Annotated in this window: 18 protein-coding genes; 6 read left to right on the forward strand and 12 right to left on the reverse strand. The window is 31.7% G+C overall.

Annotated features, from left to right (window positions below):
• Positions 1-178: 178 nt before the first annotated feature.
• Positions 179-3,469, forward strand: coding sequence for a DUF4955 domain-containing protein (locus AC2DZ0_RS05035; RefSeq protein WP_484644082.1), 3,291 nt, complete (start codon positions 179-181; stop codon positions 3,467-3,469).
• A gap of 35 nt (positions 3,470-3,504) precedes the next feature.
• On the opposite strand, the gene AC2DZ0_RS05040 is transcribed toward AC2DZ0_RS05035, so the two are convergent.
• From AC2DZ0_RS05040 to pheT, 4 genes are all read right to left on the reverse strand, one after another.
• Entirely contained in the window at positions 3,505-4,320 is an 816-nt protein-coding gene (locus tag AC2DZ0_RS05040; protein WP_484644826.1) for a hydroxymethylglutaryl-CoA lyase, read from the reverse strand.
• A gap of 369 nt (positions 4,321-4,689) precedes the next feature.
• Positions 4,690-5,187, reverse strand: coding sequence for a ferritin (locus AC2DZ0_RS05045; protein WP_484491928.1), 498 nt, complete (start codon positions 5,185-5,187; stop codon positions 4,690-4,692).
• Positions 5,188-5,271: 84 nt separating this feature from the next.
• The gene (locus AC2DZ0_RS05050; RefSeq protein WP_484644084.1) at positions 5,272-6,306 is read right to left on the reverse strand and encodes a quinone-dependent dihydroorotate dehydrogenase; all 1,035 of its coding nucleotides are present in this window, start codon (positions 6,304-6,306) and stop codon (positions 5,272-5,274) included.
• 153 nt (positions 6,307-6,459) lie between these two features.
• Complete coding sequence (pheT, locus tag AC2DZ0_RS05055; protein WP_484644086.1) at positions 6,460-8,886, reverse strand: phenylalanine--tRNA ligase subunit beta; 2,427 nt, start codon at positions 8,884-8,886, stop codon at positions 6,460-6,462.
• Between the two features lie 174 nt (positions 8,887-9,060).
• Between pheT and AC2DZ0_RS05060 the strand changes: the two genes are divergently transcribed.
• Positions 9,061-9,351: a DUF3817 domain-containing protein gene (locus AC2DZ0_RS05060; RefSeq protein WP_484644087.1), complete on the forward strand. Its 291-nt coding sequence runs from the start codon at positions 9,061-9,063 to the stop codon at positions 9,349-9,351.
• 47 nt (positions 9,352-9,398) lie between these two features.
• Here AC2DZ0_RS05060 and AC2DZ0_RS05065 read toward each other — a convergent pair whose 3' ends face one another.
• On the reverse strand, positions 9,399-9,977 hold the full coding sequence (locus AC2DZ0_RS05065; protein WP_484491932.1) for a YceI family protein: 579 nt from the start codon (positions 9,975-9,977) through the stop codon (positions 9,399-9,401).
• Between the two features lie 21 nt (positions 9,978-9,998).
• Complete coding sequence (locus AC2DZ0_RS05070) at positions 9,999-10,391, reverse strand: MarR family winged helix-turn-helix transcriptional regulator (protein WP_484491933.1); 393 nt, start codon at positions 10,389-10,391, stop codon at positions 9,999-10,001.
• Between the two features lie 950 nt (positions 10,392-11,341).
• Here AC2DZ0_RS05070 and AC2DZ0_RS05075 point away from each other — a divergent pair.
• The 3 genes from AC2DZ0_RS05075 (at position 11,342) to AC2DZ0_RS05085 (ending at position 14,240) form a co-directional block, all read left to right on the forward strand.
• Positions 11,342-13,051 (forward strand): tetratricopeptide repeat-containing sensor histidine kinase, encoded by a 1,710-nt coding sequence (locus AC2DZ0_RS05075; RefSeq protein WP_484644089.1) that lies wholly within the window; start codon positions 11,342-11,344, stop codon positions 13,049-13,051.
• Complete coding sequence (locus tag AC2DZ0_RS05080) at positions 13,048-13,698, forward strand: response regulator (protein ID WP_484644090.1); 651 nt, start codon at positions 13,048-13,050, stop codon at positions 13,696-13,698. Before AC2DZ0_RS05075 ends, AC2DZ0_RS05080 begins: the two co-directional genes overlap by 4 nt.
• An 86-nt stretch (positions 13,699-13,784) precedes the next feature.
• On the forward strand, positions 13,785-14,240 hold the full coding sequence (locus tag AC2DZ0_RS05085) for a MarR family winged helix-turn-helix transcriptional regulator (RefSeq protein ID WP_484644092.1): 456 nt from the start codon (positions 13,785-13,787) through the stop codon (positions 14,238-14,240).
• On the opposite strand, the gene AC2DZ0_RS05090 is transcribed toward AC2DZ0_RS05085, so the two are convergent.
• The 6 genes from AC2DZ0_RS05090 to AC2DZ0_RS05115 form a co-directional block, all read right to left on the reverse strand.
• Positions 14,241-14,987, reverse strand: a complete 747-nt coding sequence (locus AC2DZ0_RS05090) for a VIT1/CCC1 transporter family protein (protein WP_484644093.1) — start codon at positions 14,985-14,987, stop codon at positions 14,241-14,243.
• A 3-nt stretch (positions 14,988-14,990) separates the two neighbouring features.
• Entirely contained in the window at positions 14,991-15,668 is a 678-nt protein-coding gene (locus AC2DZ0_RS05095; protein ID WP_484644095.1) for a DUF2461 domain-containing protein, read from the reverse strand.
• Positions 15,669-15,768: 100 nt separating this feature from the next.
• Positions 15,769-19,104 carry a preprotein translocase subunit SecA gene (gene secA, locus AC2DZ0_RS05100; RefSeq protein ID WP_484644096.1) on the reverse strand — a complete coding sequence of 1,112 codons (3,336 nt, stop codon included), beginning with the start codon at positions 19,102-19,104 and terminating at the stop codon, positions 15,769-15,771.
• 179 nt (positions 19,105-19,283) lie between these two features.
• The gene (locus AC2DZ0_RS05105; protein ID WP_152287470.1) at positions 19,284-19,505 is read right to left on the reverse strand and encodes a DUF2795 domain-containing protein; all 222 of its coding nucleotides are present in this window, start codon (positions 19,503-19,505) and stop codon (positions 19,284-19,286) included.
• 103 nt (positions 19,506-19,608) lie between these two features.
• Positions 19,609-20,172 (reverse strand): cob(I)yrinic acid a,c-diamide adenosyltransferase, encoded by a 564-nt coding sequence (locus tag AC2DZ0_RS05110; protein WP_484644097.1) that lies wholly within the window; start codon positions 20,170-20,172, stop codon positions 19,609-19,611.
• A 2-nt stretch (positions 20,173-20,174) separates the two neighbouring features.
• On the reverse strand, positions 20,175-20,951 hold the full coding sequence (locus AC2DZ0_RS05115; RefSeq protein WP_484644098.1) for an O-methyltransferase: 777 nt from the start codon (positions 20,949-20,951) through the stop codon (positions 20,175-20,177).
• 96 nt (positions 20,952-21,047) lie between these two features.
• Between AC2DZ0_RS05115 and AC2DZ0_RS05120 the strand changes: the two genes are divergently transcribed.
• The gene (locus AC2DZ0_RS05120; RefSeq protein WP_484644099.1) at positions 21,048-21,845 is read left to right on the forward strand and encodes a polysaccharide biosynthesis/export family protein; all 798 of its coding nucleotides are present in this window, start codon (positions 21,048-21,050) and stop codon (positions 21,843-21,845) included.
• Positions 21,846-21,854 lie beyond the last annotated feature (9 nt).

Below are 21,854 nucleotides of genomic sequence, written 5' to 3' on the forward strand. Positions count from 1 at the left end.
CAAAACTTATTTAGAATAAATTAAAATAAATATTTAAAATATTTTATTGGCTTTTCCTTAGAATCGGTAATACTCACTAAAAATGAACACTTTACCCCTTTTTTTTGATCAAACAACCCCAGTTATATTTTATTAAAAAAATGGAAATTGTTACAACCAAACTTAAACCAAATAAAAAATGAAACTATTACAAAGAAAAATCTATGTAGTAACACTATTGTTACTTACAACAGTTAAAGTCACATTTTCTCAAACCTCTACCCTATATAAGGACTGGATTGACAAACAATATCTAGGAACATCAATCCTTCCTACTTTCTCATACGCGGGCTACGCTTATGGTGATAAAGCCATTCCCACCATTTCAGAATTAACTTCAGATGGTGCCAAAGTATTTTTAGTAGATGCTAATGGAAATGACATGGTGGATGACAAATTAAAAATTCAGGAGGCAATTACAGCGGCAGAGAACTATATCAAGGAAGATCCACAAAACAAAGCAATTGTTAAGTTCCCGCCTGGTAAGTTTTATGTAAACACGACTACAGATAAAAGCGCTATCATTTCTATAACTCAAAATAATATAGTGATTCAGGGAAGTGGGTCTGGCCCAAACGGAACAGAATTAATTCATTCTCAATATTTAGAATCAACAAACGGAGCAGATTACAATTGCCCTTATTTATTTCAATTTAAATCTGATAAATTCTGGCACTCGTCTCAACAGAAAATTGCTACTGTTACCGGTACAGCAAAACTAAATTCATTTTCCATTGAGATTGCACAAAGTGACATGGATAAAAACCACTCGGAGTTGCATATCGGGGAATGGATTTCTCTAAGAACTATTGACAATTTAACATTAGTTAGTGAAGATTTAAGTCCGAAAACAGTAGACAACATTTACGAAAATGGGTTCGACCTGAGTATCAAAAAAAAGGGATCTAGCTCGATAGAATATCATAAAATTAAAGATATTCAAGGCAACAAACTGATATTCCATGAGCCTATTTTAAAACCTGTTTCTGGAAGTGATTGGGGCATATATAGTTTCAATGAGCTTAAAGAAGTAGGGATTCAGGACTTAAAATATACAGGTGGATTCACATCAAAACACATGCACCATAGCACATCTAGTAAAACTTTAATCGATTTAGGAGAAGCTGTTACTTCCGAAAATAGAAAAAAATATTCTTACCTAGGAACTTCAGGTTGGAGCGGTATCGAATTTAATGGAGTGGTAAACGGTTGGATTAAAAATGTAGTATTCTCTCAAATGTCTCAATGTGTACGCTTTAAAAACTCTGCAAATTGCACAGCTATTGACAACGAATACACAGGTAATTACCCTGGTCACAATTTTATTACTGCTGCAAGTTCTACTAAATGTTTCATCGCTTTAAATGAAGACAACTCCACAGGGAATAATATACCCATTGATAATGCAGATTCTGGTAGTCTATTCTTTAGAAATAACGGTAAAGGAATTTGGCATGGTACAGGAGTTAGCAAACAGTCCATTGGAAATGTATTATACAGAAATACGCATCCTATGGACGGACATACAGGGATGGAAATTCATGCAAGTCAACCAAGAGCAAATTTATTCGATAATTGTAAAGGTGGTATCTTTTTCCATGCCGGAGGAAATGAAACCGAAGTACCAAATCATTTGAAAAAATTGGTCGTTTGGAATTTTGAAGGTACAGGTAATGACGCTGGTCGCGGAGAAACAGGCCCTATAGATTTCTGGGTAAACAATGAAAGATACAATACAATGGCAATTCAGCCGATACTGATTGGAACCAAAGGAATTACTTTTTCTGATCCGGACGATTGTGAAATTATTGAATCTAATGGGACAAAAGTTACGCACACTATAATTGATGATAAAAGCCATAATATTGAATCTATTTATGAAGCACAATTGGCATACCGTAGAAATAACAACTTACCTGATTGGATTTTTGAATCTTTAGATCATTTAAAAAATCAAGAATATTTAGAGGACTTTGAATTATCTGAGGCTGACAATTCTTGGGGAGGAACAATGACAGGAAGAAATGACGTTACTTGGAGTTTGACTCATGCAAAAAAAACAGATGGAACATATGTTGATGGCACCAAATGCATTTACATACAATCAATGAATAAAACAGATAATCAAATAACATCTTCTTCTATTGAGGGTGGGATTAACAGTCTTTCAATTGACTGCAAGGCTATTTGGGGAACAGAGAACAATTATAGAAAGATATTGGTGATGATAAATGATAAAATTATTGATACGCTCACTTTTCAAAATCAAGGAACCGTCAGTTTAAATTCATTAAAAATACTTGGAACTTTTACATTGAAATTAAAAAACATTTCGGATGCTAATAATACAATTGCTTTAGATAATCTGAAATGGACCAGTTATTCTGGTTTTACGAATAGTGACACTCCTCCTTCTAATATCAATAATTTAAATGCACTACATACAACAACAAAATCAACCACTTTAAGTTGGACTCCCTCATATGATGATTCGAATAATATTGTTTATGAAGTATTCAAAGGTTCAGAACAAACACCTATCGCTACCATTTCTACATCCGACTATCAACTTGATAACCTGGAAGAAAATACTGAATACACATATTCTATTCAAGCAGTTGATAACAATGGTAATAAATCCGAAAAACAAGAGATTCTTTTTAAAACAGAAACAGAATATATCGAAGACTTTCAATTGTCACCAGCAGATAATACTTGGAATGGGACCCTCCCAGGGATTCAAAATATTGTTTGGAGTTTAACCGACATAAAAAAAACAAACGGTACGTATGTAAATGGCAGTAAATGTATTTATATGTCAGGATTAAGCAAACCGAATAACTTGATTCAATCTACGATGATTTCCGGCGGTATCAGCTTTCTATCGGTTGATTGCAAAAGTCTTTGGAAAAACAATGGTGGCGAAAGAAAAATTCAATTAAGTATTACTCAAAACAACCAAATTGTTGCTCAATCAATCCTGAATTTTTCTGGAACTACAGCAACAACCGTTCAATTAGAAAACTTAAATATTTCAGGCGACTTTAATATAAATATTAAAAATGTATCGCTTGCCACAGACAGCAATACAATAGCTATAGATAATATTAAATGGAGAACATATTCAGGAGAGCAAACCTCGATAAAACTAGCAAAAACTTTAAAAAGAAAAGGAAATGAAATTGTTAGAAAAGAGAGCACCAAAATATATCCTAATCCATTTTCAAATAAAATATGGATTCAATCAGATCAAACTTTTTCTAAGATTATTTTAGTAGATAGTTTTGGCCAAATAATCTACAATATTCCGATCTCTAATGATACCTCTTTATCGATTGATTTATCTTCAAAAAACATAGTACCAGGAATATATTATTTAAAACTTATTTCAAAAGATAAAGCCATCACCAAAAAAATGATGAAACTTTAAAATAAGAAAGCCTAACAATTTTGTTAGGCTTTTTTTTAATAAAATACTCCCAATGAAGCATTATATGCACTTTCAAAACTCATCGGTTTTGTATTTGTATCAGCTTTCACTGAAGTAAAATAAGAAAGTAATTTTTCTGTAGGCATATTCCCTGTCAACTCGTCCTTTGCCATGGGACAACCACCAAATCCTTTTATTGCTCCATCAAACCTCAAGCAACCAGCTTTAAAAGCACTATCAACTTTTTCATACCACGAATCGTAAGTTGTATGTAAATGTGCACCGAATTCCATTTTTGGATATAGTGGAATTAAATTTTTAAACAAATAGTTTATCGTTGTTGGAGTGGCAGTCCCTATTGTATCTGAAAGAGACAAAATCTTAACTCCCATCTGTGATAATATTTCTGTCCAATAGCCAACTGTTTCCACACTCCAAGGATCTCCATATGGATTTCCAAACCCCATAGACAGGTAAGTAACCACTTCTTTATTAGAATTTTCAGCCAAATTAAGAATCGTCTCTAAAACTTTTATCGATTCAGCAATCGTTTTATGAGTATTTCGCATTTGAAAATTCTCTGAAATAGAAAATGGAAAACCTAGGTAATCTATCTCTTCAAATTGTGAAGCCTGTTCGGCGCCGCGTGCGTTAGCAACGATAGACAAAAGTTTTGTATTCGTATCTTGTAAGTCTAAACCTGAGAGAACTTCTGCCGTATCCCTCATTTGAGGAATGGCTTTTGGAGAAACAAAACTACCAAAATCAATTGTATCAAATCCAACACCTAGCAAAGCATTTATATATGCAATTTTATTTTGTGTAGGTATAAATTCTTTTATCCCTTGCATTGCATCACGGGGACATTCAATAATCTTTACGTTTTTGTTTTTGGATAAATTCAATCGTTTGTTCAAAATTTTAAATCAATCAACAAATATAAATTTTACTTTATATTCTATCTCAAATTTCAAAACAAACTATAAAAGAAAATCTAGCAAATGCTAGATTTTTGGACAACGTTTACAATTTGTCTTTCCACTTTTTTTATATTTCTTACAACATTTGCTCTTTTTCTTCTTACCACAAGAAGTTGAACATCCTCCACCAATTACACAAGGAGATACAAATACTGGTCCCATAAACTTTGTTCTTATTTAGAATAAATAAACGCAAAGATAGTTAATATTTGTCTTGTTGACAGAACTTTAACAAAAAAATTATTCCTCAGCTGTTGTGATGGTGTTAATATCTCTATCAAACAAGTAATGTCCAGTCTTGTCTTCACCAATTATATTTAATTTATCGAGCAAAGTTCTCGCTGTCGATTCTTCTTCTAATTGCTCCGTAACATACCATTGCATAAAGTTATGTACGTTATAATCTTTATGCTGTAGACATTCGTAAATTACACGATTTATTTGTTCGGTAACAAACATTTCACTTTTCAAAAAGTGTTCAAATAAGGCATTTAGATTGCTAAAGTCTGACAAGGGTTTTTCTAAAGCAGGCACATCCACTTTCCCTCCTCTTTCATTCACAAACTTTACGAGCTTCGTCATATGCGCTTTTTCTTCCTCTGACTGCGCGTAAAAGAAATCAGCTACACCACTAAAACCAGCATGATCCGCCCAAGACGCCATCGCTAAATATTGCATGGAAGCACTAGCTTCATATTTTATTTGATCATTTAATAAATCTTGAATCTTCTCTATCATATTTCTAATAATTTGAATCCAAGATAAAAAAGAATCCCTGAATATAAAATAGAAAGGCTCTTTTTTTAAAACAATATAAGTTGCTTATAAATTCTTAAGAATTTCTTTATTTATACGTTTCACAAGACTTGGTCCTTCGTAAATGAATCCAGTATAAACTTGTACTAAATCAGCACCAGCATTTATCTTGTCTAAAGCATCTTTTGCTGAATGAATTCCTCCAACACCAATTATTGGAAATGACTTTTTTGACGCATCTGCCAAGTATTTAATAGCCTGTGTACTTCTATCTGCAATCGGTTTTCCACTCAAACCTCCATTTCCAATTGTTTCCAACTGACTTTCCGTTGCTTTTAAACCTTCTCTATTGGTGGAAGTATTTGAAGCTATCACCCCGTCAATTTTCGTTTCATCAACTAATTCAACAATTTCATCAAGTTGTTGATTGTTCAAATCTGGTGCAATTTTTAATAAAATTGGTTTTTGAATCGCTTCCTTGTCATTTAACTTTTGAACAGATTGAATCAATTCAATTAGGTAATCCTTATCCTGTAATTTAGCATGACTCCCAACATTTGGACAACTGACATTTAATACAAAATAATCAACATAAGGATGCAGTGCTTTAAATACCTCGCAATAATCTTGCGTATACTGTTCTGTTGGAATACCCGTATTTTTCCCAAGGTTACCTCCAATAATTACTTTCCCTTTGTTCTTTTTTAAATTTTCTATAGCAGCTTCTACCCCCGCATTATTAAACCCCATTCTATTGATAATACCTTGATCATCTTTTAAACGAAACAAACGTTTCTTTGGGTTTCCTTCTTGCCCTTTTGGTGTAACAGTTCCAATTTCAATAAAACCAAAACCAAAATCCGCTAGTTCATTAAATAGCACCGCATTTTTATCAAAACCGGCAGCCAAACCAACTGGATTTTTGAATTTAATTCCAAACAACTCTCGTTCTAACCTAGAATCATTTACTTGAAACATTGAACGTATAATCGCAGAAACACCTGGTATTTTTGAAAGACCCTTTATTACTGAAAAAGTAAAATAGTGTACTTTTTCTGGATCGAATTGAAATAATATTGGGCGAATAATCGATTTATACATTGAATGTTTTTTTATAATTCTCTTAGTTATTTCTAAGCGCTGCAAAATTACGAAATTTGTGTCATTGAGACAATCTTTAGCAGAGGGATGAAATTTATATTGTGCAAAAAAAATCCGTAACAACTTTGTTACGGATTTTCGATTCTTAATTTATTATCTCAAACTAGCTTCCAAGTTTTTCTCGAATGTAGTTTGCAACTTTTGCATTATTTTATCAATTTGCTTTTCGTTTAAAGTTTTACCTTCATCTTGAAGTAAAAAACTTACCGCATAAGACTTTTTATTTGCGGCTAATTTATTTCCTTCATATACGTCAAACAAATCTACCTCTTTTAATAATTTTCTTTCAGACTGGAACGCTAAATTATAAATTTCACCAAAAGTTACAGTACTATCTAACAATAATGATAGATCTCTTTTTACTGCTGGAAACTTTGGCAGGGCTTTTACTTTTATCCCTTTTGAACTTGAAATTTTTAATACATTATCCCAATTAAAATCCACATAAATAACCTCTTGTTTAATTCCGAAAGATTTTAAAATAGATTTTGATACAATTCCAATATCAGCCAATTTAATTTTCCCTAAGCTTAACGTAATTCCCTCAGAAAACACATCGTTTTTTGTTGGTGTCGTTTTTAAACTTGTAGCTCCTAATCTTTCTAAAATTGATTTTACAATCCCTTTTACATAGAAGAAATCTGATTTTTTATGAGTTCCCGTCCATGAATCACTGGTTCTATTCCCCGTTACAAAAAGTGACAAGTGCTTAAATTCCTCATATTTATCTTCAAATTTGTGATACGTTTTTCCAAATTCAAAAAATTGTAACGAACTATTTTTTCTATTAATATTATAGGATACAGACTCTAAACCACTGAACAACAATGATTGTCGCATCACTGCTAAATCATTACTCAATGGGTTTAACATGGCAACATTATTCTCTTCATTTAAATTTTCAGAATGTTCAATATAAGATGCCTTTGTCAAAGAATTAGACATAATCTCATGAAAACCAAGAGAATTCAATTGATTTCCTACAATATTTTCTATCTTTAATCCATTAAATTCTGAAAAAGAAATTGAGGTGTTTAATTTATGTGAAAACTGAATATTATTATACCCATATACACGCAATATTTCTTCAATTAAATCTGCTTCTCTCTGAACATCCACACGATAAGCAGGAACTGTTAATCCTAACCCACCTTCTGTTTCGCTACTGATTTTTATCTCTAAGGAAGCTAAAATATTTTTAATCGTCTCATTAGACAATTTTTCTCCTATTAGCCTTTCTACATTCTCATAAGAAAGCACCAATTCAAAATCTTCAATCTTAGTTGGGTATAGGTCAATAATATCTGAAGCTATTTTACCTCCTGCAATTTCAGTAATCAATAGTGCAGCACGTTTTAATGCATATTTTGTAAAGTTTGGATCAATTCCTCTTTCAAAACGGAATGAAGCATCTGTATTCAACGCATGTCTTTTCGCAGACTTTCTAATCGAAACAGGATTAAAATATGCACTCTCCAAAAAGATAGACGTTGTATTATCAGAAACACCTGAAGCTTCCCCACCAAAAACACCAGCAATACATAACGGAGTAGCGTCTGCATCACAGATCATTAAATCCTCAGCATCAAGTTCTCTTTCAACACCGTCTAAGGTGGTAAACTTTGTTCCTGCCTCTAAGGTTTTTACTTGAATTTTGTTTCCTTTCACTTGTGCAGCATCAAATGCGTGTAAAGGTTGTCCTAATTCATGTAGTACATAATTTGTAATATCTACAATATTATTAATTGGTGCTAAACCTAAGGCTTTTAATTTATTTTGGATCCACTCAGGGGATTCAGCAACCTTAACATCTGTGATCGTTACTCCACAATACCTTGGAGCTAATTGTTTATTTTCAACTTCTACATCAAACTTCAATTTTCTTTCATCTACATGAAAATTACTTACAGAAGGCGAAATCAACTCAAGATTTACTCCTTGTTGCATTAACCCGGCTCTTAAATCTCTAGCCGTTCCATAATGACTCATTGCATCTGCTCTGTTAGGGGTTAGTCCGATTTCAAAAACCTCATCAGTTTCTATTTCAAAAACTTCTGCAACCGGTGTTCCAGGAACTAAAGCATCATCTAAAACTAAGATACCATCATGACCTTTTCCTAAACCTAATTCATCCTCAGCGCAAATCATTCCAAAGCTAACCTCTCCTCTGATCTTTCCTTTCTTTATCTTAAAAGACTCTCCTTTATCATCGTATAAAACTGTTCCAACAGTAGCAACTGGTACTTTTTGACCCGCTGCAACATTTGGTGCACCACATACAATTTGAATTGGTTCGTCTCCGCCAACGTTTACAGTAGTGACACTTAACTTATCCGCATTAGGATGTTTTCCACAAGTAATAACTTCTCCAACAACAACACCTTGAAGACTTCCTTTGATAGATTCTATCAACTCGATTCCTTCAACTTCTAATCCTAAGTCAGTTAATAATTCTCCTGTTTTTGTTGCTTCCCAGTCAATTTTCAAAAACTGTTTAAGCCAATTGTATGATATTTTCATTCTTGTGAAATAAAGTTCTTATAATAGCCGGCAAATATACGGAAACCATTAATTAAATAACAGAATATAGAAAGTAAATTAATTCTCTTAAGCAAAGCATTTTGCATCAGAATATAAAGGATATTTTGATGTTGAGCTTTCAATTCTTATTATATTTGTGAAAATTTCAAAAAAATGAATAGTCTTAAACTTTTTAGATTTACAAGTATTGCAGAAGGTGTATCTCTTTTGCTGCTCTTTGGTATTGCTATGCCAGTAAAATATATTCTTAAGGAACCTATATTGGTTGAAATTGTTGGAATGGCCCATGGGCTTTTGTTTATTGCCTATGTATTGTTTGCCATTTATTACACTTATAAAGTAAAATGGACTTTCCTTCAATTTATCATTATTTTCTTTGCCTCATTCGTTCCTTTCGGCACTTTTTATATTGACAAAAAATATTTAACAAAAATAAAGGAATAAAAAAAGCCGTCTTTTCAGACGGCTTTTTTTATTCTTAGACAAAATTATTAAAACACAAGTTTTACATTTAATTCAAATTCATTTTTGATAGCTTTATCTTTCAACCCATCAAAAAAGCTTGAAGAACCATACTTAATACCGTACAATGTTCTGTCTACATTTAAAGTAGTTGTAGCACTATTACCATCCACTACTAATTCAAAAGTTACTGGTTTTGTAATTCCTTTGATCGTTAAATCTCCAGTAACGGCATATTTTCCGTTTTTCCCCTCTACTTTTGTAAAAACTAATTTTGAACTTTGAAATTTATTGGTTCCAAAAAAATCATCAGCCTTAAGGTGACCTTCCAATTTGTTTTTATAATCACCTTCTAGATCAGTAACCGTAATTGAACTCATGTCCACCATGATTTCTCCACCTACAAGTTTATCTTTTTTAAAGTCTAATACACCATTTTGAATATTGATTGTTCCTTTATGATCACTACCAATTTCTTTTTTTCCTACCCAATTGATTTTACTCTCTCTAGTTTTAACCTGTTTTGTCTCTTTTTTAATTGCTGTAAAAGACATTGTTACCAATGCTACTAATACAAATGCCGTTGATTTTAAAATGTTTGTTTTCATGTTTACTTATTTATTAATTATTTATTTATGATTTGTTCTTAATTTATTTAATAATTCATTTAGTTGAATCGCTTCTTTTTCAGATAAATTTTTCGTTGTTTCTCTTTCATGTTTTCTTAATGTTTTATCTATCTCACTAAGAAGATCTAGTCCCTTTTTTGTAATCGTAATTTCTATTTTCCTCCTATTTGACTCACATTGTATTCTACTGACTAAGTCTTTTATTCTTAACTTCTCAATCAACCTAGTAGTATTGCTCATCTTAGAAATCATTCTTTCTTGAACATCCTGCAAATTGATGGCTTTACCATTCTGACCACGTAAGATTCTTAAAATATTAAATTGTTGAGAAGTTAGGTCAAATTGCTTAAAATAAACACTGCTTTTCTCATTAATCCAATTGCCTGTGTACATTAAATTAAGAATGCATTTGGTATTTGGATTCAGATTACTTTCAGATTTCAACTGCTCTTCAACTAACATTTGTCTATACAATTATTGTTTACACAGCAAATTTACATTCTTTTTAGATCCAAACAAATTTACTCAGAACAATTGTTGTATAAACAACAATAAACACAACAAATATTAACATTTGTTTATATAAAGATAATATCTTTGTGCTTTAGTTAAAACTAAATAAAATGAAAATAAACACTAACTGCCCACATTGCACTTCAAAGGAAAAACGATTATCGAAAAAATTATATGTTTTCAATCATGTCATACCATGCACCACCGTATATAGATGTTTAACATGTTGCTCATTATATATCGTTTGTAGACTTTTAAAAAAACGATTTCTGATAAAGAAACATTTTTATTGTGAAAACTATTACTGGCCAAACGCTACAACACCTGAAAAGACAAAGAAAAACGAGCATAATCAAGTCATTTAACTTGTACGTACAAATTTAAACCACCCTTAGTATAAACATTTGTTTATAACAAGAACCTATCTTTGCAAAAAATTAATATCATGGAAAAAAAATGTCCTACTTGCTATTCAAGATATAGAAATAGATCTTCTAAATTATCAATTTTCAGTTTCATTTTACCCTGTACTAAAGTCTATAGATGTATGTGTTGTTTTAACCTATACTTGCATTGCAACGTTTTTAGAGTGAATATTCCCTTAAACCGATTTAAATCATCAAAACATTACGGATACAAAAAACATTATAAGGTCTAAATTATAATAACTTTTATAAGGTTTCATTATATTCACAAGACACTAAACAGACCTAATTTTGAAACTTCATTTTTTTATTCTTTCTTTTCTTTATATCCAATCGATACTTCTAGCACAAAATAATAATCTTAATAAAACCTTAGACACAACCCTAATTCGTTTAGAAAAAAAATTGAATTTTTCAAAAACAGACAGTACCAAGACAGATGCTCTTATTGCTCTTGGAGAATATCATATCAATGGGAATTTCATAAAAGTTTCAAATTACCTCACCCAAGCTTTGATTCTTGCACAGAAACAAAACAACAAAACTCAAATTGCTACAGTTTTTGCAGACCTTGGGATTATGGAGCGTAGAAAATCAAATTACCCAAAGGCAATTGAGTATTACCTAAAATCAAAAACCATCTTTACCGAACTTAAAGATAGCATTAACATAGCTGCCTTAGACCATAATTTAGGAGTCCTTTATAGATACCTAGAAGATTACGACTCTTCAATATCGTACTACAAAAAAGCTATTTCTTTACGTCTAAAACTACCAAATAAAAAAGAAGATTTAGGAAAAAGTTTCAATATGTTAGGCGTAAGCTATCGAAAAATAAATCAACTAGACTCTGCAAAAATTTATTATCAAAAAGCGAAATCTATTTTCATTGCAATTGGAAGTTCTTCAAACCTCTATAGAGTTAATGGCAATCTAGCTGTATTATTTAGTACACAAAATAAATATAATGAAAGCTTACAACTCAATTTAGAAAATTTACATTATTATAAAAAAACAAACAATAAAGCTTCTTTATGCAGTACATTATACAATATTGCAGTAGATTACTCCAAACTAAAAAACTACAACAAAGCACTCAAATATTGCAATCATACCATTGAGATCGCAAAAGCAAATAACTTTAAAAGTAAATTAAAAATTAGTTATTGGAAAAAATCTGAAATTCAACAGAACCTACACCATTACAAAGAGGCTTATGAAAATTATAAAACATATAAAAAATATTCAGACTCCTTATTCAATAAAGAAAATATTAAAAAAATACAAACACTAGAGCTAAACTATAAATATAATCAAGAAAAATTAAGGGATAGCTTGTTTTATGTCAATCAAAAGAATATCTCGGAATCAAAAATAAAGATTCTTACAGGAGAAAATAAAATAAAAAACCAATGGATTTTATTTGGTACCATTGGGTTCATTTCACTAATTATCATGCTCTATTTATATAAAACCAACGAGTTTCTACAAAAAAAACGAAACTTACAAGAGTTGTATTCTAGAAATTTAATAAAAAATCAAGAAAACGAAAAAACAAAAATCGCTAGAGATTTACATGATAGTATTGGACAAAAGTTGATGCTTTTAACCAAAGGAATAAAAGCTTCAGAAAATACAGATTTAGCAATTTTAGCACACAATACTTTAACTGAACTCAGAGAGATTTCAAAAGATTTACATCCAGAAATTATAGATCGTCTTGGCGTTACTTCCTCAATAAAATCATTGATTGCGGAATTTGATAACAATACAAATTTGTTTTTCACTTTTGATTGGATAGATTTAGATTCCTTTATTTCTAAAGATACTGGATTACATGTATATAGGATCCTACAAGAGTCAATATCTAATATTGTAAAACATGCCATTGCCAAATCTGTATATATTTCTATTTCAAAAAAAAACCGATATATTTTAATTGTAATAAAAGACAATGGTATTGGTTTTGACTACAAGAACAAGTTAAAGACCTCTAGTAGTCTTGGAATGAAAACCCTTAAGGAAAGAGCAAGAATCATAAATGGAGAGCTAAAAATCCATAGTATAATTAACAAAGGAACCAAAACAACCCTATTAATACCTATAATAAAATGAACAATAATAAAAACATAAAAATTTTGGTTGCAGACGATCATCCTATGTTATTAAATGGTCTAGCTCATGAACTTGAATTGCATCAATACAACGTTATTGGAAAGGCTAAAAACGGAGAAGAAGCACTTCGAATAATCCTATCTGGAAGTCCTGATATTGCAATGATTGATATCAATATGCCTATACTTAATGGATTTGAAGTAATACAAAAAGCCAAAGACAACGGATCTAAAACAAAATTTATAATACTCTCATTTTATAAAGAAGCTGAATATATTTTAAAAGCTAAAGAATTAAACATCCATGGCTATTTATTGAAGGAAGATCAATTCGAAGAAATAGAAAAATGTATTGAATTGGTCATATTGAATACCTCTTATTTTAGCAGTTCCATTCAAAAATCCTCCTCCTCTCCGCTCAACGATGAACTTGAAAAATTCTCTCAATTGACATCATCAGAAAAAACAATACTCAAACTTATTGCAACCCAAAAATCTAATTCAGAAATTTCCAATATTCTCTCGATTTCAAAAAGAACGGTTGAAAAACATAGGAGCAATATCATTTATAAAATGAATTTAAATGGAGGAACTAACTCATTAACCACTTGGGTGCTTCTAAATAAAAAGATTATTCTGAGTATTTGACTAAAAAATACGTGTTAACACGTATTTCAAGCCGCATTGATTTTCTGTAAATTTGCCCTATTAACATTTGTTAATTTATTTTCAAAATGTCTATAGAAAAAAAAATAAAATCAACTGTAGTACTCGATATTGATACTAAAACAGTTTTAAATTTAATGCACATCGGAAGCTGGATCAATGAAAAAAATGTTATTTTTTTCAAACCTTTTAATTTATCATCCCAACAATATAATGTTCTTAGAATTCTAAGAGGTCAAAAGGGACGTCCAATTAGTTTGACTGACATACATGATCGCATGATCTCTAAAATGAGCAATACTACTAGGTTGATAGACAAACTAATTCTTAAAGGTTTTGTGACCCGTAAAACGGATAAAAACAACAAAAGAAGAGTTGAGATAAAAATCACCAAAAAAGGCCTCACCCATTTAAATTCAATGGATGTAGATATTAGAACCTACACGGAAGAAATAACCCAACATTTAAATTATAAAGAATCTTTGATACTAAATGAATTAATTGACAAAATAAGAGGAGAATAGTTAATTTTTTACTGAAATTATCCCCTCTAGAAAGTCACCAACATAATATGCCACCAATGCCGCTGCTGCTCCCATAAGTACGGTAGTAGCAACACTAACAAATCTATTTTTACTATTTACTACTCCTTTTAAATACCCGATCAAGGCAAAGGATAGAAATGTCAATGAGGTAGACCAAAACAGTAGGTCGCCTTTGATATCAACAAACATATCCAATACATAGACTAACAAAGGAATAAAGCCTAAAATCAGAAAAGAAACAAAAGTAATTAGTCCAATTTTAAAAGGGGATTTTGTTTCCTCCATAAGCCCTAACTCTTCCTTCATCATTACATCTACCCACCTATCTTTATCCGCTGTAATCGTTTTAACAACCGCCTCTAACAATTCACCTTGAAATCCTTTATTTCTAAAAATTTCTCTAATTTCTTCCGTTTCTTTTTCCGGAATATTTTCAACCTCCCAATATTCGATAGCTTTGTGTTTTTCATAATTATCCACATCTGTTTTAGAAGATAGATAAGCTCCAATCGACATGGCAAAACCATCCGCAAATAAATTGGCAAATCCTAAAATAATAATCACAGAAGAATCTAAACCAGCACCAACAGCACCTGCCACAACTGCAAAAGTAGTTACACTACCATCTATTCCACCGTACACAAATTCAGCCAAATATTCTTGAAACTTTTGTACAAAAACATTTTCTTCTCCGTGTACTTTACTCTCCTGAGGATCATTAGTCATATTTTATTCTTTTAGAATTGATTCTCCATTTATATCAGTTGTTAAAACATCAGACATATAGTCAAAAAAGGGCCTTAATGCTACATATGATTTTCTTAATTCTTCTCTGAAATTTGGTGATAAAACTTCTTTATCAGTAAATTTTCTAGTCACCAAAAAAGACTTTTTTCTAATCAAATCTATAGATGGATGATTTTTATCAAAACCTCTAGGGGCTGATTTTACTTCCTCTCCTTCTAACTCTCCAAATAATTTTTGAAAATTTTCCGCTGCAATAATTTCTCTAATCTCAACATCATCAGATTCAAATTCTTTTCTAATTCTTAATAAATCCGAAGGATTTGGTTTGAAAAAACCACCAGCCATCATTGATTCTCCAGGTGCGATTTTTAGATAATAACCACCTCTTAACTTTTCCGTTGCACGTGAGAAGCTAATACTTCTATGATAATTATATGGAGTTTTATCTTTAGAAAACCTCACATCTCTATAAATTCGGAAGACTTTCATTTTTTCAATGGTATCACTTTCATTTAAATCTTGTAATACAGCATTGTAAAATTCCTTCAGCTTAATTTCTTCCTCTTTAAATTCAAGTTTGTGTTGATCAAACCATTCTCTATTATTATTTTTTTTTAATTTATTTAAAAACGCTAATGCTGATTTTGATACTCTTGTCATTATTTATCTGAATTATTTTAGCATAATTTACATAATTGAGGTTGTTCTACCATAAAAAACTTATATAAAAAAAGCGGAATCTAAAGATTCCGCTTTTTTATTAGTCCTCAACTAACACCCAATCCCCTTTATCAAGCATCGGAATGGCTTGTTTGTACTTAACTTCTTTATTCTCACCACTCAAAACATTTTTAATGGTGACCTTTTCATTTCTACCTATTTTACGTTCTTCACGAATAATAGTTTCAGGAATTTTTTGTTCTCTTGTATCTCTGGACATAGACGATTCAGAAATGTTTTGAACCTCTTCCTTACTCACGTTTAATTTTTCTCGTTTTTCAACAGGAGCTTCAGAAATTTCGTTTGCACCCTGTGTTGGTAACTCACCTTTAAACAAAAATGACAAAACATCTTTGTTTACCTTATCTAACATTCCTTTAAATAATTCAAAGGCTTCAAACTTATAAATAAGTAACGGATCTTTTTGTTCATAAGAAGCATTTTGCACAGATTGTTTCAAATCATCCATTTTTCTTAAATGATCTTTCCAAGTCTCATCAATGATCGCTAACGTAATATTTTTCTCAAAATCACTGATCAATGTTTTTCCTTCAGACTCAAAAGCTTCTTTCAGGTTTGTAACAACTTGTAATGTTTTTACCCCATCCGTGAAAGGCACTACAATACGTTCATATTTATCAGCCTCATTTTCATAAACATTTTTAATTACAGGAAATGCTGTTGAAGCATTTCTTACAACTTTCTCTGTATAATATGCATACACTTTATCATACAAATCATCAACCAATTTATCTGCTGCAAGATTTTTAAACTCCTCCTTAGTAAATGGAGATGGCATTCCTGAGAAATGAATCAACTCAAACTCAAAATTTGTATAATTATCCGTTTGTTTATTTGAGGTAATAATAGACGAACATGTATCATAAATCATATTTACAATATCTATCTGTAAACGTTTCCCATCCAAAGCATGACGACGACGTTTGTAAACTACCTCACGTTGAGCGTTCATGATATCATCATACTCTAATAATCTTTTACGAACTCCAAAGTTATTTTCTTCTACTTTTTTCTGAGCTCTCTCAATAGATTTAGAAATCATAGAATGCTGAATTACTTCACCTTCCTCTAACCCCATTCTATCCATCATTTTTGCAATTCTATCCGAACCAAAAATACGCATCAAATGATCCTCTAACGAAACATAAAATTGTGAAGAACCAACATCTCCTTGACGTCCAGCACGACCTCTTAACTGTCTATCAACACGTCGAGAATCATGTCTTTCAGTACCTATAATTGCCAAACCTCCAGCAGCTTTTACATCATCAGATAATTTAATATCCGTTCCACGTCCTGCCATATTTGTTGCGATGGTCACCATACCAGAGTTACCCGCATCAGCCACAATCTGAGCCTCTTGTTTATGCAATTTGGCATTTAATACATTATGTTTAATTTTTCTTAATGATAGCATTCTTGCCAACAACTCAGAAATTTCAACTGACGTAGTACCCACCAATACCGGTCTTCCTTTTTCAACCAACGTAACAATTTCATCAATTACGGCATTGTACTTTTCTCTAGTTGTTTTATATACTAAATCCTCTTTATCATCACGTAACAAAGGTTTATTTGTTGGAATTTCAACTACATCTAACTTGTAGATTTCCCAAAATTCTCCTTCTTCTGTTATCGCAGTACCCGTCATACCACCTAACTTACGATACATTCTAAAGTAATTTTGCAGAGTTACAGTTGCAAAGGTTTGTGTTGCAGCCTCAATCTTCACATTTTCTTTTGCTTCAATTGCCTGGTGCAAACCATCAGAATAACGACGACCATCCATGATACGACCTGTTTGCTCATCTACAATTTTAACCTTGTTGTCCATTACCACATATTCCTTATCCTTTTCAAATAAAGTATACGCCTTTAACAACTGATTTAAGGTATGAACACGCTCGCTTTTTATACTAAAGTCGTTATACAACTCTTCTTTTTGAGCTACTTTTTCTTCTACCGTAGCATCACTTTCATCTATTTCACCAATTTTAACACCAATATCTGGTAATAAGAAGAAATCTTGATCACCTTCTCCAGAAATGTATTGAATCCCTTTATCTGTTAATTCAATAGAATTATTTTTTTCATCGATAACAAAATAAAGTTCCTTATCAATTTTTGGCATCTCTCTATTATTATCTGCCATATAAGTATTTTCAGTCTTTTGAAGTAATTGTCTTACCCCTTCTTGACTCAAAAACTTGATCAATGCTTTGTTCTTAGGAAGTCCTCTGTAAACTCTTAATAAAAGAATACTCCCCTCTTCCGTATTTCCATCTGCAATCATTTTTTTTGCTTCTGCCAATACTCCAACCAAATACTGACGCTGAATTTTTTCAATAGCTTGAACACTTGGTTTCAACTCGTTAAATTCATGTCGGTCTCCTTGTGGTATCGGACCAGAAATAATTAAGGGAGTACGAGCATCATCAATTAATACAGAATCCACCTCATCTACGATAGCAAAGTTTGGAGCTCTTTGCACCAAATCTTTTTGAGAATGCGCCATATTATCTCTCAAATAATCGAAACCAAATTCATTATTTGTACCATAGGTAATATCAGAATTATAAGCTTTTCTTCTTTCTTCTGAATTCGGTTGGTGATGATCAATACAATCAACAGATAAACCATGAAATTCCCAAATAGGCGCCATCCAAGCGGCATCCCTTTTCGCTAAATAATCGTTTACCGTTACCACATGAACTCCTTTCCCGGTTAATGCATTAAGGAAAATTGGCAAAGTAGCAACCAATGTTTTACCTTCCCCTGTCATCATTTCTGCAATCTTACCTTTATGCAAAACAGATCCACCAATTAGCTGAACATCATAATGAATCATTTCCCAGGTTACTGGTGTACCAGAAGCATCCCAAGAGGTAGCCCATTCAGCACTATCACCATTCAAAGTAACATACTCCTTAACACCTGAAAGTTCTCTATCAAATACAGAGGCCGTAACTTCAACTACCTCTTTTTCTGTAAAACGTTTCGCAGTTTCCTTAACCACCGCAAAAGCTTCTGGCATAATTTCCTCAAGAACAGCTTCTGAAGCATCATATGCTTCGTCTTTCAACGCATCTATTTCCGTAAATATTTGTTCTTTTCTATCGATATGTGCATCAACTGCCTCTTTTTCTAATGCAGAAATTTTATCATCAAAAGGTTGGGTAGCTTCTTTTATTTTTACTTTAAAGCCCTCTGATTTTGCTCTCAGCTGATCATTTGATAAACTATTCATTTCGCCTTCAAACGAACGAACTTTATCTACAATTGGTTGCAATAACTTTAAGTCCTTTTTTTGTTTATCACCCACAAAAATTTTAAGGACAGAATTTAAAATACTCATAATTTTATTTTTTTAACAACTTACAAGTTGTTGATTTTTCTTTTTTAAATGGTTTTTAGATTTACAAACACTCTATAAAATGCTAAATCACTGTTTTTGAAACACATAAAAAACACGTTCAAAAATACACAAAAAAAAAGCCTCAATAGAGACTTTTAAATGATAATATTTGTTTTTTTCTAATATTCATCTTCATTCCAAAAATAATCCTCCTCTGTCGGATAATCCGGCCATATTTCAACAATAGATTCATATGCATCTCCTTCATCCTCCATACTCTGTAGGTTCTCTACTACTTCTAACGGAGCCCCTGTTCTAATAGCATAATCTATTAATTCATCTTTTGTTGCAGGCCATGGTGCATCTGCCAAATACGAAGCTAATTCTAAAGTCCAGTACATCTTACTATTAATTGAGTTATTTGTGCAAAAATAATTTTTTTTCTGAGAAAATCAAGTCTTTTTTTATGTATTTCAATATTTTAAAAGAACGTCTCATTTCAACTTAAGGAATCCATTTTATTTCCTCAGCTTTGTGGTAAAAAGTCAACTTCCGTGCCAATACGAAAAGGTAGTCAGAAAGTCTGTTAATATACTTTAAAACGTTCTCTTCAATCAATTCATTTCCCATCAAAATCACTATCAAACGCTCAGCTCTTCTACAAACTGACCTGGCAATATGACAATATGACACAGTACTATGACCGCCTGGCAAAACAAAATGCGTCATTACCGGCAAATCCTTATCTATCATATCTATTTGCTCTTCTAGAAATAAAACCATTTTTTCGGTAACCTTAGTTTCCGCCAATCTCCTTTTTCCATTCTTCAAAATCTCCTTGTCTACCGGAGTCGCAAGTACCGCCCCAATCACAAACAAATCTTTCTGAATTTTAATCAAACTTTCAAAACTTTGCGTGTCCAAATTTTGATCACGGATCAACCCCAAATAAGAATTCAGCTCATCAACTGTACCATAAGTTTCAATTCTTAAATCACCTTTTGAGACTCTTGTGCCTCCGTACAACCCTGTCGTACCTTTGTCTCCCGTTTTCGTATATATTTTCATCGTTAAAATCGAATTGTAAAATGTTCTTTTCCTTGTTCCTTTCTGAAGAAAACAATTCCCCATTGAAATAAATCAATAGTAGCAGTAACTTCAGGATGCTTCTTAATTTGTATCCACGCCTCTTTCATTCCTTTACTCCAATGTATATCATCAAAGATAAAAACACTGTTATTATGTTTACTTCCTAAACAGTAATTAAAGTAATTCAATGTTGCACTTTTGGTGTGATTTCCGTCAAAAAAAACAAGATCAAAAACTTCCTTTTCACAAACCTTTTGAAGTGTTACATCAAAGTTACCTACAACATATTTCACATTTAAATTACCTTGCTTAGTCATATTTCTCTCTGCAAAATCAATCGTGTTTTTACATCCTTCTAAAGTTGTTAACTTGTAATTTTCGGTGTTTCTAAACAAAGAATTCGAGGCCAAACCTAGAGAAGTCCCTACCTCCAAACAATTCTCTATATCAAAATACTCCATCATACGCATTAATAGTAACCCATACTTTTTTTTAATCCCCGCTACTTTAGCTATTTCAGAAACCTTTCGTTGATTGCTTTTAAATACTTTGGAACCAGCACCAAAATCTTCTACCTCCAAAATTTCTTTTGAGTGCAATAAACAAGCTTTATATTTGTTAAATCTATCAACTTGTTCTTTGGTACTTTTTAAATAAATGCATTTTGTCAAGAGATTAAAAATAAATGGAGAATGAACTCCATGTTGATTCGTCGATCGTAACAAATATTGAAAATACTCTTTTTGAATAAAAAACATAATTAAGACAGCATGTAGGTATGAGCAAAAGTAATAGAAAATTCATTGTTTATAACCAATAAAATTTATATTTGTAAATTGATAAAAAAACTAACCATGAACAAATTATTTATAGTAATTAGTTTTTCAATTATTCTTAGTTCTTGTGTTCCTCATAGAAAACTAGTCTATTTCCAAGGAGAACCTATTGAAAAAGAAGACATCCATAAAATAAACGACACACCATACAAGCTTCAAGTTAACGATATCTTGTACATTACTTTGAAATCCAAAAATGAGGATCTAGTGAAGTTGTTTAACAATAATGATAATACAAATAATAATAACCAAACAAATAACAGCAGTACTGGAGGTTCTAATCTCTACTTTACAGGTTACACCATCGACGAACATGGAAACATAAGACTTCCTTATGTTGGAAACGTAAATGTACTTGGATATACAATTGAAGAGGTTCGTATTAAGATTAAATCCGAATTAAAATATTATATCAATTTTGATAAAAACATATTTGTTACCGTTAAATTGGCAGGAATCAAATACACTATATTAGGTGATATAGGAACTCCAGGTACCCACATCATATATCAAAACAAAGTAAATATTGTAGAGGCTATTGCTAATTCTGGAGACATTATCGCTACAGGGGACAGAACAAAAGTGGAGGTACTTAGAGAAGAATTTGACGGATTAAAAAAATATACGGTTGACATAACTCAAATTGACGTTTTTGATTCTGAGGTTTTTAACATCCTTCCACATGACATCATTTTCGTGAACCCAATAAAAACAAAATCTTGGGGTATTGGAACAACCGGGTTGCAAACTTTCACCACTCTGGCCTCTGTATTTTCAATTATCGCGACTACTTTGTTATTGATAAAATCATTCTAAACAATCTAT

It is taken from the genome of Flavicella sp. IMCC45668 (assembly GCF_057219105.1).